The sequence below is a fragment of the Bradyrhizobium sp. sGM-13 genome, from assembly GCF_018398875.1.
Lineage (GTDB): Bacteria > Pseudomonadota > Alphaproteobacteria > Rhizobiales > Xanthobacteraceae > Bradyrhizobium.
This window is the reverse complement of record NZ_JAGWDK010000016.1, coordinates 72,432-88,735: the sequence shown is the minus strand read 5'-3', so window position 1 is coordinate 88,735 and position 16,304 is coordinate 72,432. Positions and strand designations below refer to the sequence as shown.

Sequence of the window (16,304 nt, the reverse complement as noted above, 5' to 3'; positions counted from 1 at the left end):
GCTCAGGGGCAGACGCAGGACCGAGCGCGGGCAGTGCCCCGCGCGGTCTCGGGCCTGCGTTCGACGCTGGCCGGCGAGGATCCCGTCACCAACGCGCTGCGCGCCAGTGCGCGCCGCATGATCGGCGTCGCCGTATTCAGCGGCGTCATCAACATCCTGATGCTGTCGGGCCCACTCTATATGTTGCAGGTGTACGATCGGGTGATTCCGAGCCGTAACCTCGCGACCCTGTTCGGCCTGTCCCTGATGGTGCTGTTCGCCTATCTGGTGCAGGGATATTTCGACGCGATGCGATCGCGGATGCTGTGCCGGGTCGCAACGCTGTTCGATGCCGGCCTGCAAGGCTCGATCCATTCGGCGCTCGCCACCCTGCCGCTGCGCGGCGTCAAGCCGGTGCTGATGCAGCAGCCGCTGCGCGATCTCGACCAGGTGCGCACCTTCATGTCGGGCATGGGGCCGACGGCATTCCTGGACATGCCATGGATTCCGGTCTTTCTGATCGGACTGTTTTTGTTTCACCCCGCGATCGGCTTCACGGCGCTGCTGGGTACTGCGGCGATCATTGCGATGACCTTGCTGACCGAGCGGATCTCGCGCAATTCGGCCAAGGCGGCGATGGATATGAACGCGCAGCGCCAGGTGCTGGCGGATGCGACGCAGCGCAACGCGGAAATCGTCCGCGCGCTCGGCATGACGGACCGGTTGACGGCGCGCTGGTCGCAGGCCAACGAGCGCTACCTGCAGGAAAACATCCGCGCCACCGACGTCTATGCCAATCTCGGCTCGGCCGCGAAGGTGCTGCGCTACATTCTGCAATCGGGAATGCTCGGTATCGGCGCCTATCTCGTCGTGGTCGACAAGGCGTCGGGTGGCGTTATGATCGCGTCGTCAATCCTGATGGGGCGCGCGCTCGCACCGGTTGAAATCGCGCTCGGCACCTGGAAGCAACTGGCCGCCGCCCGCCAGGGCCTCGCCCGTCTGCGCGACATATGCAAGGCGACCGCACCGCCTCCGGCACCGCCGGTCATGCTGCCGCGTCCCTGCCGCGAATTGTCCGTGCAAAATCTCGCGGTGGCAGCGCCCGGTTTCGACATGCCGATCGTGTCTGGCGTTACGTTTTCGCTCAAGGCCGGCGCGGGGCTGGCGCTGCTCGGCGCCAGCGCGTCGGGCAAGACCTCGCTTTCCAAGGCGTTGGTTGGAATCTGGCCGGCGCATCGCGGCGCGGTGCGGCTTGACGGCGCCTCCCTCGATCAATGGCGTAACGAGGATCTCGGCCGACACGTCGGCTATCTGCCGCAGGACGTCGGCTTGTTTGACGGCACGGTAGCGGAGAACATCTGCCGTTTCGACGAACACGCAACTTCCGACGCCATCCTCAAGGCCGCCCAGATCGCCGGCGTCCATGACATAATCCTGCGCCTGCCGGAGGGTTATGCGACGCGAATAGGGGCGGGCGGCATCTCGCTGTCGGCTGGACAGAAGCAGCGCGTTGGCCTGGCGCGGGCGGTATTCGGCGATCCGTTTCTGATCGTTCTCGACGAGCCCAACGCCAATCTGGATGCCGACGGTGAGAACGCCTTGACCCGCGCCATCGCCATCATGCGCCAGAACAAATCCATCGTCGTCGTCATATCGCACCGCCCAAGCGCGCTTTCCGCGCTTGATATGACGATGGTGCTCTACGAAGGCAAGGCGATCGCGTTCGGCCCGAGCGAAGAGGTGTTCGCGCGCGTCCGCAACGCCAACGGCAAGGGCGCGCCGTCGCAGCCCGCGCCACAGGCCAAGGCAGAGCAGCGCGCATCACTTGCCGAGAGTGTTTCGTCATGAAGAATTTTGATCACGTCCATGCCGACGAAAGAGTGGTGCGGAGCCGGTTCGAAGGAACGGATGCCGAGGCCGCTGCGCCGCAAGGCCAGGCGTTGATTCTCGAACTGCAGCGATTGCGGCAGGCATTCGAACAAGACAATCAGCAGCAGCGGCCGCCGCTTCGTCGTCCGGCGAATGACGAACCGCGTCAGGGCGCGCGGCGTCCGGCCCGGCCGAAGCGGCTGAAAAAGGGCAAGATGAGTCGCGTGCTCGATGCTTGGCTCGGCCCTTTTGGATCGCAGTCTGACAGCCGCGATGCCGAGCCGCCGCCGGTGCGCAGTGGACGCGCGGCGCGTGAGCCGCAGTTTACGCCGCCGCCGCGGACGGCCAGCCCCCGCGGCCGGGCGGTCAATTCGGGTCCGAATGAACGGCAGGCGCGCGGTCCGATCATCGCGCCGGACGATCCGTCGCTCATGAACATGCCGAGGTCGAGACCGGAGCTTTTGCAGATCGACGAGCGGCGGGAGCCGCCTCGCATCGAGGCTCCCCAATTGGCGCCGCCGGCCCCTGCGGGCGCCGTGCCGCGCGAGCGTTCGGTGACGCGGGTGGTCCGCAACGGCGTGACCGCAGGCGTTGCATTCCTTGCCAATCGCGATGCATCGGCGGATGTGGCGGCCGCGCCCGGCGAGAGCATTGTGCTGCGGGCGGCGCGCGCCTACGAGAACGAGTTGCGCACCGGGCTGCGGGTGCTGCTCGTCGTCGGCGGACTGGCAGGCGGGTGGATGGCGTTCGCGCCCTTGTCGGGCGCCGTCGTGGTGCCGGGTAATCTGGTGGTGCAGTCCAACGTCAAGACCATCCAGCATCCGACCGGCGGTGTGGTCGCGCAGATCGCGGTCAATAATGGCATGCGGGTCAACGCCGGCGATCTCTTGCTGCGGCTGGACTCGACACAGGCGCAGGCCAGCCTTCAGGTCGTGAGCAAGCAGCTCGATGAGGTGCGGGCGAAAATCTCGCGGCTGGTCGCCGAGCGCGACGGTCTGCCCAAACCGGCCATACCGCCCGAACTATCGACCCGGCTGGACGACGGCAACGTCAAAACAGTGCTGGCCTCCGAAGCCTCGCTGTTCAGGGCTCGGGTGACCGCACGCGAGAGCCAAAGGGAGCTGTTGCAGAGCAAGGTGTCGCAGCTTGGCGAAGAGATCATCGGCCTCGAAGCGCAGGTCGCGTCCAAGGCCAAGCAACTGGAGCTGATCACCGGTGAGCTCACGGGAGTGCAGGAGCTGTTCGACAAGCGTCTCGTGCCGATCGCGCGACTCACGGCCCTGCAGCGCGAGAGTGCCAGAATCGAAGGCGAACGCGGCCAGTTGCTCTCCACGATCGCCGAGACCAAAACCAAGGTTGACGAGGCGAAGCTTCAGATGGTCAGGCTCGACCAGGACGTACGGACGGAAGTCGTCAAGGAGCTCGGCGAGGCGCAAGGCAAGGAAGCCGAACTCAGCGAGCGCGCCGTCGCCGCGCGCGACGTGCTCGAGCGCATCGAGATGCGCGCGCCGACGTCGGGCGTGATCCATCAGCTCAACGCGCACACCATCGGCGGCGTCATTCGCCCCGGCGACACCATCATGGAGGTGGTGCCTGATTCGGACGATCTGCAGATCGAGGCTCGGTTGCAGCCGAACGATATCGATCAGGTGCGGAAAGGCCAGCAGGCTTTCGTGCGCTTCTCCGCCTTCAACCAGCGGGTTACGCCGCAACTGATCGGTCAGGTGTCGTATGTCTCGCCCGACACCACTCGCGACCAGCAGACCGGCACGTCCTATTTCACGGTCCGGATCATGCTGCCGGAAGAGGAGCGCCGGCTGCTCGCCGGGCTGCAGCTCGTCTCGGGCATGCCAGCGGAAGTATTCATGCAGACCGGCAGCCGGACCATGCTCAGCTACCTTTTCAAGCCGATCCTGGATCAGTTCCAGCGCGCTTTCGTCGAGCGGTAAGGGGGCAAACAGGCTGTTGGCGCGTCGTCGCAAATCTTGCCACCCCAGATGGCATTGTTATATCAGGGCTTCCCGTCCTGCTCTGTTTGCATTGCGAGCCCCGTATGACGACCACCACCACTGCCCCCGAATCCCAGCCGTTCCAGGCCGAGGTCGCCGAGCTTCTGAACCTGATGGTGCACTCGGTCTATTCGGAGACCGAAATCTTCCTGCGCGAGCTGATCTCGAATGCATCCGACGCCTGCGATAAGCTGCGATATGAGGCGATATCAGCGCCTGAGCTGATCGCCGACGGCGCGCCGCCCAAGATCCGTATCGCGCCGAACAAGAAGGCCAATACGCTTAGCGTCGTCGACAGCGGCATCGGCATGGACCGGCAGGAGCTGATCGACAATCTCGGCACCATCGCGCGCTCCGGCACAAAGTCGTTTCTTTCGCGCCTCACCGAGGCCAAAGACGGCGCCAACCTGATCGGCCAGTTCGGTGTCGGCTTCTATGCCGCGTTCATGGTCGCCGAGCGCATCGTCGTCACCAGCCGCCGCGCCGGTTCCGATCAGGTCTTCGTCTGGTCGTCCTCCGGCGGCAGCGGATTTGAAATCGCGCAAGCCAGCGACGAAGACGCCATGCGCGTCACCCGCGGCACCGAGATCGTGCTGCACCTGAAGAAAGAGGCATCAAAATATCTCGAGACCTACGAGATCGAACGTGTCGTCCGCGCCTGGTCCGACAACATCCAGTTTCCGATCGAACTGGTGCCGGAGGAGGGCGAGCCGCGCCAGATCAATTCGGCCAGCGCGCTATGGCAGCGGCCGAAATCGGAGCTCAAGCCGGAAGACTACAAGCAGGCCTATCAGCAGGTTGCCGGCGCATTCGACGAACCGGCGATGACGCTGCATTATCGCGCCGAAGGCCGGCAGTCTTACGCGGTGCTGCTGTTTGCGCCGTCGACAAAGCCGTTCGACTTGTTCGACCAGGCACGCAAGGGCAAGGTCAAGCTCTATGTCCGCCGCGTCTTCATCGCCGACGACGCCGATCTCTTGCCGGCCTATCTGCGCTTCATCCGCGGCGTGATCGACAGCGAAGACCTGCCGCTCAACATCTCGCGCGAGATGCTGCAGAACAATCCGCAGCTCGCGCAGATCCGAAAGGCCGTTACCGGCCGCGTGATATCGGAGCTGGAAAGCCTCGGCGAAAAGGAGCCGGAAGCGTTCGCAAAAATCTGGGATGCGTTCGGCCCTGTGATCAAGGAAGGCATCTGGGAGGACTTTGAGCGCCGCGAGAAGCTGCTCGCATTGTCGCGCTTCACCACGACAAAGGGCGAGGAGCGTTCGCTGAAGCAATATGTCGAGGACCTCAAGCCGAACCAGACCGACATCTATTATCTCACCGGCGAGAGCGTCGAACGGCTGAAGTCGAATCCGAAGCTCGAATCCGCAACCGCCCGCGGCATCGAGGTGCTGCTGCTGATCGATCCGGTCGACGCGTTCTGGACCTCCGCGTCGCTCGATTTCGGCGGCAAGCCGCTAAAATCCTTAAGCCAGGGGGATATCGATTTCGGACTGATCCCGCTGTTGGATGAAAAGGCCGAGGACAAGAAGGACGAAGGCGGCGCCGATGAAGCCACGACGATCGCGCTGATCAAGGATGCGCTCGGCGAGCGCGTCTCTGACGTGCGCGCCTCGCAGCGGTTGACCTCAAGCGCGTCGTGCCTCGTCGCCGGCGGCGGCGCACAGGACCGCATGCTCGAGCGGCTGCTCGCAATGCAGAACAAGGGGCCGACCACCAAGCCGATCCTCGAGATCAACATGCGCCATCCCTTGGTCGCGGCGATTGCCGGCGACAAGGATGCGGCCAGGGACCTGTCGTTCCTGCTGTTGGAGCAGGCGCAGATCCTTGACGGCGAATTGCCGGAAGATCCGGCGGCGTTTGCCAACCGGCTGAACCAGTTGGTGCTGCGGGGGATCGCAAAGGGATAGGACATTCGGTCGCCTGTTTGAACCGAATTCCAGGACTGGCCGTATCTGCTAGGAAGGGTGCGAACGCGGGGTAGCGCAGATTGCCATGACGACGTCTGACGGTACCGACATTTTCTATGGCGCGATCCCGGTCTTTCGCGGCTTCGGCAGCCTGATGGACCCGGCGCTGTATACGCCGTTGCCGGACGACTGGACCGTCGGTGTCGCCGACATCGTCGAGTCGACCAAGGCGATCGCCAATCAGCGCTACAAGGCAGTCAACATGGCTGGCGCCGCCGTGATCGCGGCTGTGACCAATGCGCTTGATGGTCGCGAGTTTCCGTTCGTGTTCGGCGGCGACGGTGCAAGCTTTGCGGTGTCGCCGGCCGATCTTTCGCGCGCGCGCGAGGCGTTGGCGGCGACCGCGGCCTGGGTCCGGGCCGATCTCGATCTGATGATGCGGGTGGCGTTGGTGCCGGTGAGGGACATTCGCGCGCAGGGCCTCGATATCAAAGTCGCCCGCTTCGGGCCGTCGTCCAATCTGTCCTATGCGATGTTTTCCGGCGGCGGGCTGGGATGGGCGGATGCCGCGATGAAGCGGGGCGAATTCGCCGTCGCGCCGGCGAAGCCGGGAACGCAGCCAGATCTGTCCGGGCTGTCGTGCCGGTTCGAGGAAATTCCTTCGAGCCGCGGGCTCATTCTGTCGGTGCTGGTGGTGCCGGCCAAAGGCGCCGATCCGCAACGCTTCCGCAAGGTGATCGAGGACGTCATCAAGCTGGTCGAGCAGAGCCCGGATGCGGGCCGGCCGGTGCCGCCGGATGGGCCACCGCTGCGCTGGCCGCCGGCCGGTGTCGAATATGAGGCGCGCGCCGCGCGCGGCGGGCCGCTGTTGAAGCGACGCACCGTCGTGCTCGCCGTCACGCTCTGGGCCTATGTGGTGATGCGGTTCGGCATCAAGATCGGCAATTTCGTGCCGAAGAACTATGTGCAGCAGGTGGTGGAGAATTCCGACTTCCGCAAATATGACGACGGCCTGCGGATGATCCTCGATTGCACGGTCGAGCTTGAGGGGGCGCTGACGGAGATTCTGGCAAAGGCGGCTTCCAGCAAGATCGTGCGCTACGGCCTGCACCGGCAGGACGCTGCGATGATGACCTGCTTCGCGCCCTCGGTGATGCGCAGCGATCACGTCCACTTCATCGACGGCGCCCGCGGCGGCTACGCGTCGGCGGCGTCAGCGTTGAAGGCGATGGCGGCGTAGGGGAATCGCGCGCCATCTGCGATCGAATATGCGGAAGCACCCCCACCCCAACCCTCCCCCGCAAGCGGGAGAGAGTCCTAGCAGTTGCTTGGAGAGAGCGTTCGACGCAGAGAAGGTGCATTCCCTCTCCCGCACTTGCGGGGGAGGGCTAGGGTGGGGGCTCGCGCCGCATCGGCAGTAGATCGATGAATCCGGCTTACCGCCCCACGCGCGTCCAGTTCTCGCCGCCGCAGAGCGCGCCGACGCAGCCTTCGATCTTTAGCGTGTCTGCGCCTGTTACCGAGACGCTGCTGGCGTAGGTGCCGCCGTCATCGGCATTGTAGATCTGGCCCGACCATTTGTTGGGACCGCTGGGGCTCATGCCGCTGAACAGGGGAAGGCCGATCATCGGCCGCTGCTTCAGGGCCGGGTTCGGATTTTTGTCATCGACCTGAGGCTTGCCGGTGGCCTGATCGATCGGCTCCTTCAGCCCGACGATCACGCCGCAAATTCCACCGCCGCATTTGCTGATTTTCACCCTGGCATCGCCCGCCTGGGTCAGCCAGACGCCGGTCGGCTCAGCGCCTTGCGCGAAGGCGGATGGCGCGGCCAGCAATGCCGCCGAGATCGCGATGATGAAAGCCGTTCTGCAAGCCATGAATCATTCCTTACGAAAAAGCAGGCCTGCATAGCAACAAATCAGCTTTGTGCAACGTCGGATTGAAGGCAACTTGCCGTTATCATTTGCCCCAGGGGGTCAGTCGGATCGACAGCGCCGTGCCGAGGCCGTAAACGACCATCGCGGCGCCGACCAGTGCGAACAAGGCCGATGCCGGCGCGCCCATGGAGGCCAGCCACCAGCCGCCGCCCCCGACGATCAGCAACCTTGCGGTGCCGGCCATCACGGGACCGCCGACCTTCGCAGCACCTTGCGAAGAGAAATAGAGACTGACGCCGATCCCGAAAAACGCGAATGCCGGACCTGCCCAGGTGAAATACACGTTGGCGGCGGCGGTGACGCCGGGGTCGCCGGTGAACATCGAAACCCAGAGCGACGGTTTTGCCGCGACAATCAGTCCGATGGCGCCGACGGTAATGCCGGCCGCAGCGCCCGCGGTCCACGCCACTTGCCGGGCGCGCGTCACGAGGCCCGCGCCAATGGCCATGCCGACCATCGGCACCGAGGCGACGCCGAATGCGAAGGCGATCGGCGTCAGCAGAAATTCCAGCCGCGAGCCCATGCCATAGCCGGCCAGCGTCTCGGTGCCATAGCCGGCCAGGATTTTGGTGAAGATCAACACCGTCAGCACGGTTTGCAGCGGCGACAGGCAGGACACCGCGCCGACCTTGAGAATGTCGAAGAACATGTCGCGCTGGAATTTGAAGCCGTTGAAGTTCAGCGTCAGCCGGCTGCGGCCGCTGACGAGGTGCCAGACGAGGAAGATAGCCCCCAGCGCAAAAGCGGCGAGCTGGCCTGCGGCAACGCCACGCATGCCGAGTCCTGGCAGTCCGAACAGCCCAAGGCCCAGCGCGCCGCCAACGGCGATCTGCACCAGCGCGATGCCGATCAGCGTTATCGATGGAATCCGCATATCGCCGGTGCCGCGCACTACGGAAGCCAGCGTGTTGACCAGCCAGATCGCGATCGCGCCGGAGAACAGCACGTTCGAATATTGCATGGCCTGTTCGAGCACGCCGCCGCGCCCGCCGAGCAGCGCGTAAAACGCGTGGCCGAAGGCCAGCATCATCGCCGTGAAAAAGAGCCCGGCACAGGCGCCGATCATCGCCGCATGCAGGGCCAATGTCGCCGCACGGTCGCGGTCGCCGGCGCCGAGCGCGCGGCTGATGGCGGAGGAAACGCCGCCGCCCATCGCGCCCGCCGACATCATCTGCGTCAGCATGACAAAAGGAAATACCAGCGCGATCCCGGCGAGCGGCTCGGTGCCGAGCCGACCGATATACAAGGTCTCGGCGACCGCAACCAGCGTCGTGCCGACCATGGCGATCGCGTTGGGTAGCGCAAGTGTCAGCAACGTCGGCAGGATCGGCGAGGTGAGCAGGCCGTTGGCCGGCGCGGGCGGAACGGCGGCAGCGGGACGCATGTCGAGCGGGGCGTCAATGGTCATGCGTCACCGCTGATCCAAATCGAATAGATTATGGATGACATATTATTGGCCTTGACCGGCGCAAGCCACCCGCGCTGGTGCAGGGGTCACCACGGCAGGCCGCATAGGTCGATTATTCCATCGCGCGGCTTGCGGGTGAAATCGAACACGTATGGTGCCATGGCCTCGAAGCGAATTCTTCCCTCCGGCTGCTCGGCATAGACCTCGCCGTTGAACGCATGCCAGCCCCGCGCCTGATAGAACGTTTCATTGTGCGGCTCGCAGAACAGCATCGCAAACCGCACCGCTTCGTGGTCGCGCAGGGTCCTGATCGCTGCGTTGAGCGCCAGCGTGGCATAGCCGCGCCCCCGGCAATCCTCCCGCGTCGAGACGCCGCCGATGCCGCCGATCTGGACCTTGCGACCGTCCCAGGTCGCGGTGCGGAAATAGATGCCGACATGGCAGGCCAGCCCCGGCCTCTCCGCGTCCTCGGGTGCGTCAATCAGCACGCGCAGATCGGCATTGGCCCATTTGACGTGACCCCAGGACAATTTTTCGACGACATGGCGCGGCCATACCGCCTGCATCAGCGGTTCGGCGCGCGGCCATGAGGAGTCCCCGTTCAGGACATCGATCTCGATGCTCATTTCATCACCATACCGCGCCGATGCTTGCGACTGCCATGCCTGTCATACCCTGGACGCGGGACGCGGCGTTGCCGGAAGCTTCCCGTTCTTGCCAAATTGCGATGTTTATGCGCAATGGAACCTTCTATAAGAGTTCCCGTTAGACCACCACGTCTCCCATCAGTTCGGACATCACCCCATGACCTTCACGCTGCCCAATCTTCCCTATTCCCACGACGCCCTTGCGCCCCACATGTCCAAGGAAACGCTGGAATACCACCACGACAAGCATCACCAGGCTTACGTGACCAACGGAAACAACGCGATCAAGGGGACTGAATTCGAAGGCAAGTCCCTGGAGGAGATCGTCAAAGGTTCGTTCGGCAAGAATCCGGCCGTGTTCAACAATGCCGGCCAGCATTACAACCACCTCCATTTCTGGAACTGGATGAAACCGAATGGCGGCGGCAGCAAGCTGCCCGGTCGTCTGGAAAAGAAGATCACCGAAGACCTCGGCGGCCTCGAGAAGTTCAAGGCCGATTTCGCCGCCGCCGGCGTCGGCCAGTTCGGCTCCGGCTGGTGCTGGCTGTCGGTCAAGAACGGCAAGCTCGAAATCTCCAAGACCGCGAATGGCGAGAGCCCGCTGGTCTACGGCGCGACGCCGATTCTCGGCTGCGACGTCTGGGAGCACTCCTACTACATCGACTATCGCAACCGCCGTCCCGACTATCTCAAGGCGTTCTGCGATAACCTGATCAACTGGGACTACGTTGACGAGCTGTTCGGCAAGGCCGGAGCGTAAACACAGTCATTCCGGGGCGATGCGAAAGCATCGAACTATGGTGCGCAATTGCGCATCTGAGAATCTCGAGATTCTCAGATGTGGAAGTGCATATCATAGTTCGCTTCGCGGTCCGGAATGACATACGTGAGGCGGCAGCATCCCACTGCCGCCTTTCATTTGAGCCGCTGCAATCCTTGCGCAGAGCGCTTGCCTCCGGCACTAGCGGCATGCCGGTGACTTCGCTGACGTGGAAAATTGCTGCGATGAGCTATCTGTTGGTCTTTTTCGGCGGCGGCCTTGGCGCGACGCTGCGTCATCTCATCAATCTCACCTGCGCCCGCTGGCTCGGCACCAGCTTTCCCTGGGGCACCTTCATCATCAACATATCAGGCTCGACCGCGATGGGACTGATCGCGGGTTATCTCGCCTTCAAGGGCGAGGTCTCGCAGCCCTGGCGGCTGTTTTTGATGACCGGCGTCCTCGGCGGCTACACCACGTTCTCGGCCTATTCGCTCGATGCGGCGCTGCTCTACGAGCGCGGCGAGCTTGGGCTCGCGGCGCTTTACGTGATTGGCTCCGTCATGCTTTCGATTGCCGGGCTGTTCGGCGGTCTGGCACTGGTGCGGCAGTTCACCTGAGCCAACCGCCATACGAACGGGCCGCGCGATGTCCTCGCATGGGCGTCCCTGAGAAGCGCATGGGTATCGCGCGAGCTTCCGTTTGCTTCGCCCCACGCGCGGGACTAAGCAGGATGGACTAGCTTCACCCGCCAAACCCCACGGCCTTGTCAGAACCTCCGCCAACAGACCCGGCGCCAGCCGACGAGGCCGAGCCAAAACCACGGCGTGCCCGCAAGCCGGTCGGCTGGTCGATGATCGTGATCGGCGTGCTCGTCGCGATCTGCGTTGCGCTGGTGTGGCGGCGCGACGGCATCGACGGCGTGCTCAATATTCTCGCGCATGACCTCTGGCTGTTCGGCGAAATCATCCCGCGCGTGCTGGCCGGCTGCCTGCTCGGCGGATTCATCGCGGAAATTCTGCCGCACGACAAAGTCTCGCGATCGCTCGGGCCCGAATCGGGCCTGAAAGGACTGTTGATCGGAACGGCATTCGGCGCGATCCTGCCGGGCGGCCCGTTCACCGCCTATCCGGTGGCGGCGGCGCTCCTGACAGTCGGCGCCGATTTCGGCGCCACCATCGCCATGGTCGTGAGCTGGACGCTGATCGGTTACGGCCGCGCGGTTGCCTGGGAGCTGCCGATTCTCGGCACCGACTTCACGCTGTGGCGGATCGTGATCTCGCTGCCGATCCCGGTGCTGGCAGGCTGGCTCGGCCGTGGCGTCTTCGTGCGGATGTACCCGAAGGGCGAGCCGTCGTGACGGCGTCTGCGCTGATCATCGATATCACGCTGTGGGGCTCGGTCGCCATTCTCGGGTTCATGGCCTGGCGGCGCGGCCGCGTCGTGCTGGTGTCGTCGGTGCGCGAAGGCTCGATGGACTTCATCAACATCGTGCCGCGCATTGCACTCGGCGTGATCGGCTCGGGCTACATCGCCGCTGTCATCCCGCCGGAAGTCATCACCGGATGGCTCGGCCCCGACAGCGGCTGGTTCGGCGTGCTGACCGCGGTGATTGCGGGGGCGGCGACGCCCGGAGGCCCCGTGGTCGGCTTTTCGATCGGCGCGGTGGCGCTGAAAGTCGGCGGCGGCACGCCGCAGGTGATCGCCTATGTCGTCGCCTGGGCGCTGTTCGCCTTCCAGCGCATGATCCTCTGGGAAATTCCCTTCATGCCGGCCCGCTTCGTCTGGTTTCGCGCCGCAGTCTCAGTGCCGTTTCCGTTTCTGGCGGCCGCGATCGCGATGGTGATCGGCAAGCCGTGAGGCCTTGAACCAGGATTGGGCTCTGGATGCCCATCTCGCGGGATATGACGGGTAGGGGCATTGGAGAATATCGGTCCTTGGTCAGGCCACCTCGTGGACTCCCGTAATGTTATATTATAACGTCAACCTATGCCTCACTCCCACGACCACGCGCATCACGCTCACGCCCACAGCCACGGTCCGGCGACGCCGCATCCCGCGCAGGCCGCGCCCTGGTCGATCCTGCGGATGACCGTGTCAGCCCGCCTTGCCGCAGCGCTCGCCGTCAGCGTCGCTCTGTGGGCCGTTGTCCTGGTGGCGATGAGGTGAGCATGACCGCGCAGATAAAGTTTCGAAACGTCACGCTCGGCTACGATCGCCACCCGGCGGTGCATCACCTCAACGGCGAGGTCGCGCCGGGCGCGCTGATGGCGGTGATCGGGCCGAACGGCGCCGGCAAGTCGACCCTGTTCCGGGGAGTGGCCGGCATCCTCAAGCCGCTGTCCGGCGCGATTGGTCTCGGCGGTCTCGATAGCAGGGACATCGCCTATCTGCCGCAGAGCGTCGACATCGACCGCAGCTTTCCGATCTCGGTGTTTGATTTCGTCGGCAGCGGCTTATGGCGTTCGACGGGTCCGTTCGGCGGCATCGGCAAGGTCGCGCGCGAGAAGATCCTGGCGGCGCTCGCCGCGGTCGGGCTCAACGGTTTCGAAAACCGCGCGATCGGCACGCTGTCCGGCGGGCAGATGCAGCGCATGCTGTTTGCGCGGGTGCTGCTGCAGGATTCGCGCCTCATCGTTTTGGATGAACCGTTTAACGCCATCGATGCAAAAACGTCGGCGGATCTGATCGCGCTGGTCAGGCGCTGGCATGGCGAGGGGCGCACCGTGCTGGCGGCGCTGCACGATTTGGAGATGGTGCGAAGCCACTTCCCCGAAACCCTGCTGCTGGCGCGCGGGCCGGTTGCGTGGGGGCCGACCGCCGAAGTGCTGACACCGGAAAACCTGCTGGTCGCGATGAAGATGTGCGAAGCCTTCGACGACAGCGCCGCAGCTTGCGCCGCCGATATGCCATCGCGGGCAGCCTGATGCTGTACGACGCGCTGTTCGCGCCCTTCATCGAATTCGAGTTCATGCGGCGCGCGCTCGCCGCCGTGATCGCGCTTGCGCTCGGCGCCGCGCCGATCGGCGTGTTCCTGATGCTGCGGCGGATGAGCCTTGTCGGCGACGCCATGGCGCATGCGATCCTGCCGGGCGCCGCGATCGGTTTCCTGGTCTCGGGGTTGAATCTATTCGCGATGACGACGGGCGGATTGATCGCCGGCTTTACGGTCGCGCTGCTTGCCGGCCTCGTCGCGCGCAACACGGAGCTGAAGGAAGACGCTTCGCTCGCGACCTTCTATCTGGTGTCGCTGGCGCTCGGCGTTACCATCGTTTCCATCAAGGGCACCAATATCGACTTGCTGCACGTTCTGTTCGGCAACATCCTCGCGATGGACGACCAGACGCTGCTGGTGATCGCCTTCAACGCCACGATTACACTCTTGGTGATGGCCGTAATCTACCGCCCCCTCGTGATCGAATGCGTCGATCCGGTGTTCCTGCGCACCGTCTCGCGCGCCGGCGCGCCCGCGCATCTGGCGTTCCTGGCGCTGGTCGTCATCAACCTGGTCAACGGCTTTCACGCGCTCGGCACGCTTCTCGGCGTCGGACTGATGATCCTGCCCGCCGGCATCGCCCGGTTCTGGTCGCGCGACATCACCGGCATGATCTGCATCGCGGTCGCAAGCGCAATTGTCTCGGGCTATGCCGGACTGGTGCTGTCGTTTCAGACCAAAATTCCTTCAGGCCCCGCGGTCATCCTGATCGCGGCGGTGCTGTATGTCGCATCGCTGTTGTTCGGCCCTGTTAGCGGTCTGGTCCGGCAGATGTTTCCCGGCCGTCATCTCGAGGCGTAGTCATGATCCGGTACTGGCCTATCGTTCTCGCCATGCTCGCGGTCGCAGGCCCGGCCCGCGCCGCGGATCGCCTCAACGTCGTTGCGAGCTTCTCAATCATCGGCGATTTCGTTCGCCAGGTCGGCGGCGATCGCGTCGAGCTCACGACGCTGGTCGGGCCCGACGGCGATGCGCATGTTTATGTGCCGGCGCCCTCGGACGCCAAACGGGTTGCGGGTGCAAAGCTGGTGTTCGTCAATGGTCTTGGGTTCGAGGGCTGGTTGTCGCGGCTCGTCAAATCCGCCGGCGGAAAGGCGACCGTCGTAACCACGACTACCGGCATTACACCGCTCAAGCTCGGCTCGGTAGCTGATCCTCATGCCTGGCAATCAGTCGCCAACGCCAAGATCTACGTGGCCAATATCCGCGACGCGCTGGTGGCCGCCGATTCCGCCAGTGCCGAAACCTTCAAGTCCAACGCCAGCGCCTATCTGGCGCAACTCGACGCATTGGACCGCGAGGTGCGCGAGACGGTCGCCAAAATTCCTGACGGCCGCCGCAAGGTGATATCGACCCACGGCGCGTTCGGTTATTTCGCCGCCGCCTATGGCATCGAATTCATTGCGCCGGTCGGCGTATCGACCGAATCCGAGGCCAGTGCCCGCGATGTCGCAAAGATCATCACCCAGATCAGGGCGACCAAAATACCGGCAGTTTTTCTCGAAAATATCAGCGATCCCCGCCTGATGGGCCGGATATCGGCCGAGACCGGCGCCAGAGTCGGCGGAACGCTCTATTCCGACAGCTTGACCGGCGAAAAGGGCGATTCTCCCACTTACATTGCGATGGTCAGGCACAATATAAAGGCCCTGACCAGCGCGCTGAGCCCATAGGGCAGGGGCCTCCCTGCTGCCGGTGCGCAAAACCATTTCCGCTCCGGAGCCATTATGTCTGAACTTTCGTCCCAAAAAATTCCAGTGACCGTGCTGACGGGCTATCTCGGCGCCGGCAAGACCACGCTGCTCAACCGCATCCTGTCGGAAAACCACGGCAAGAAGTACGCCGTCATTGTCAATGAATTCGGCGAGATCGGCATCGACAACGACCTCATCATCGGCGCCGATGAGGAAGTGTTCGAGATGAACAATGGCTGCATCTGCTGCACCGTGCGCGGCGACCTCGTCCGCATCATGGATGGCCTGATGAAGCGTAAGGGCAAGTTCGACGCCATCATCGTCGAGACCACGGGGCTGGCCGATCCGGCGCCGGTGGCGCAGACCTTCTTCGTCGACGAAGATGTGCAGAAGAACGCGCGGCTCGACGCAGTGGTCACCGTGGCGGACGCCAAATGGCTGAGCGATCGTCTCAAGGACGCGCCGGAAGCCAAGAACCAGATCGCGTTTGCCGACGTCATCGTGCTGAACAAGACCGACCTCGTCTCCAAACCGGAATTGGCCGAAGTCGAGGCCCGAATTCGCGGCATCAATCCATATGCAAAGCTGCACCGTACGGAGCGATGCAAGGTCGCGCTATCAGACGTGCTGGAACGCGGCGCGTTCGACCTCGATCGCATTCTGGAGATCGAGCCGGAATTCCTCGACGCCGGCGACGATCATCACCATCACGATCATGATCATCATCATGCCCATGACCATCACGATCACAGCCACAGCCACGGCGGGCTGAAGCACTACCACGACGAGGAGATGCAATCGCTGTCGCTGCGGTCGGACAAGCCGCTTGACCCGACCAAATTCATGCCGTGGCTGCAAAACCTCGTCGCCACCGAGGGCCAGAAGATCCTGCGCTCGAAGGGCGTCCTCTCCTTCACCGACGACGACGACCGTTATGTGTTCCAGGGTGTGCACATGATGCTGGAAGGCGATCATCAGCGGAAGTGGAAGGAAGGCGAGCCGCGCGAAAGTCGCGTCGTCTTCATCGGCCGCGAGTTGCCGGAAAAGACGATCCGCGAAGGTTTCGAAAGCTGCATTGCTGCGTGAGACG

General features: G+C 63.9%; 16 protein-coding genes. 13 read left to right on the top strand and 3 right to left on the bottom strand.

Annotated elements, in window-relative coordinates; all coding sequences use genetic code 11:
* Window positions 1–117 precede the first annotated feature (117 nt).
* The 4 genes from KJQ96_RS23730 (at window position 118) to KJQ96_RS23715 (ending at window position 7,013) form a co-directional block, all read left to right on the top strand.
* A complete protein-coding gene (locus tag KJQ96_RS23730; protein WP_213289002.1) occupies window positions 118–1,827 on the top strand; it encodes a type I secretion system permease/ATPase in 1,710 nt (569 codons plus the stop codon).
* Window positions 1,824–3,797: an HlyD family type I secretion periplasmic adaptor subunit gene (locus KJQ96_RS23725; RefSeq protein ID WP_213288928.1), complete on the top strand. Its 1,974-nt coding sequence runs from the start codon at window positions 1,824–1,826 to the stop codon at window positions 3,795–3,797. The genes KJQ96_RS23730 and KJQ96_RS23725 overlap by 4 nt, the downstream gene beginning before the upstream one ends.
* A gap of 104 nt (window positions 3,798–3,901) precedes the next feature.
* The gene (gene htpG, locus KJQ96_RS23720; RefSeq protein WP_213288927.1) at window positions 3,902–5,773 is read left to right on the top strand and encodes a molecular chaperone HtpG; all 1,872 of its coding nucleotides are present in this window, start codon (window positions 3,902–3,904) and stop codon (window positions 5,771–5,773) included.
* A gap of 85 nt (window positions 5,774–5,858) precedes the next feature.
* On the top strand, window positions 5,859–7,013 hold the full coding sequence (locus KJQ96_RS23715; RefSeq protein ID WP_213288926.1) for a DUF3095 domain-containing protein: 1,155 nt from the start codon (window positions 5,859–5,861) through the stop codon (window positions 7,011–7,013).
* 196 nt (window positions 7,014–7,209) lie between these two features.
* Here the strand turns inward: KJQ96_RS23715 and KJQ96_RS23710 are convergent, their stop codons facing one another.
* The 3 genes from KJQ96_RS23710 to KJQ96_RS23700 all read right to left on the bottom strand — a co-directional run bounded on the left by KJQ96_RS23710 (window position 7,210) and on the right by KJQ96_RS23700 (window position 9,744).
* Window positions 7,210–7,650, bottom strand: coding sequence for a DUF2147 domain-containing protein (locus tag KJQ96_RS23710; RefSeq protein ID WP_213288925.1), 441 nt, complete (start codon window positions 7,648–7,650; stop codon window positions 7,210–7,212).
* Between the two features lie 82 nt (window positions 7,651–7,732).
* The gene (locus KJQ96_RS23705) at window positions 7,733–9,118 is read right to left on the bottom strand and encodes an MATE family efflux transporter (RefSeq protein ID WP_213288924.1); all 1,386 of its coding nucleotides are present in this window, start codon (window positions 9,116–9,118) and stop codon (window positions 7,733–7,735) included.
* 86 nt (window positions 9,119–9,204) lie between these two features.
* Complete coding sequence (locus KJQ96_RS23700; protein ID WP_213288923.1) at window positions 9,205–9,744, bottom strand: GNAT family N-acetyltransferase; 540 nt, start codon at window positions 9,742–9,744, stop codon at window positions 9,205–9,207.
* A gap of 178 nt (window positions 9,745–9,922) precedes the next feature.
* On the opposite strand from KJQ96_RS23700, the gene KJQ96_RS23695 reads away from it, so the two are divergent.
* From KJQ96_RS23695 to KJQ96_RS23660, 9 genes are all read left to right on the top strand, one after another.
* Window positions 9,923–10,525, top strand: a complete 603-nt coding sequence (locus tag KJQ96_RS23695) for a superoxide dismutase (RefSeq protein WP_065743750.1) — start codon at window positions 9,923–9,925, stop codon at window positions 10,523–10,525.
* Between the two features lie 245 nt (window positions 10,526–10,770).
* On the top strand, window positions 10,771–11,145 hold the full coding sequence (gene crcB, locus KJQ96_RS23690) for a fluoride efflux transporter CrcB (RefSeq protein ID WP_213288922.1): 375 nt from the start codon (window positions 10,771–10,773) through the stop codon (window positions 11,143–11,145).
* Window positions 11,146–11,291: 146 nt separating this feature from the next.
* Complete coding sequence (locus KJQ96_RS23685) at window positions 11,292–11,885, top strand: permease (RefSeq protein ID WP_213288921.1); 594 nt, start codon at window positions 11,292–11,294, stop codon at window positions 11,883–11,885.
* 59 nt (window positions 11,886–11,944) lie between these two features.
* Window positions 11,945–12,385, top strand: a complete 441-nt coding sequence (locus KJQ96_RS23680) for a hypothetical protein (RefSeq protein WP_051379708.1) — start codon at window positions 11,945–11,947, stop codon at window positions 12,383–12,385.
* A gap of 129 nt (window positions 12,386–12,514) precedes the next feature.
* The gene (locus tag KJQ96_RS40340; protein WP_249734433.1) at window positions 12,515–12,694 is read left to right on the top strand and encodes a hypothetical protein; all 180 of its coding nucleotides are present in this window, start codon (window positions 12,515–12,517) and stop codon (window positions 12,692–12,694) included.
* A 2-nt stretch (window positions 12,695–12,696) separates the two neighbouring features.
* Window positions 12,697–13,452 (top strand): metal ABC transporter ATP-binding protein, encoded by a 756-nt coding sequence (locus KJQ96_RS23675; protein ID WP_213288920.1) that lies wholly within the window; start codon window positions 12,697–12,699, stop codon window positions 13,450–13,452.
* Window positions 13,452–14,321 carry a metal ABC transporter permease gene (locus KJQ96_RS23670; protein ID WP_213289001.1) on the top strand — a complete coding sequence of 290 codons (870 nt, stop codon included), beginning with the start codon at window positions 13,452–13,454 and terminating at the stop codon, window positions 14,319–14,321. Before KJQ96_RS23675 ends, KJQ96_RS23670 begins: the two co-directional genes overlap by 1 nt.
* 2 nt (window positions 14,322–14,323) lie before the next feature.
* The gene (locus tag KJQ96_RS23665) at window positions 14,324–15,193 is read left to right on the top strand and encodes a metal ABC transporter substrate-binding protein (protein WP_213288919.1); all 870 of its coding nucleotides are present in this window, start codon (window positions 14,324–14,326) and stop codon (window positions 15,191–15,193) included.
* Between the two features lie 54 nt (window positions 15,194–15,247).
* On the top strand, window positions 15,248–16,300 hold the full coding sequence (locus tag KJQ96_RS23660; protein WP_213288918.1) for a GTP-binding protein: 1,053 nt from the start codon (window positions 15,248–15,250) through the stop codon (window positions 16,298–16,300).
* The last annotated feature ends 4 nt before the right edge of the window (window positions 16,301–16,304 follow it).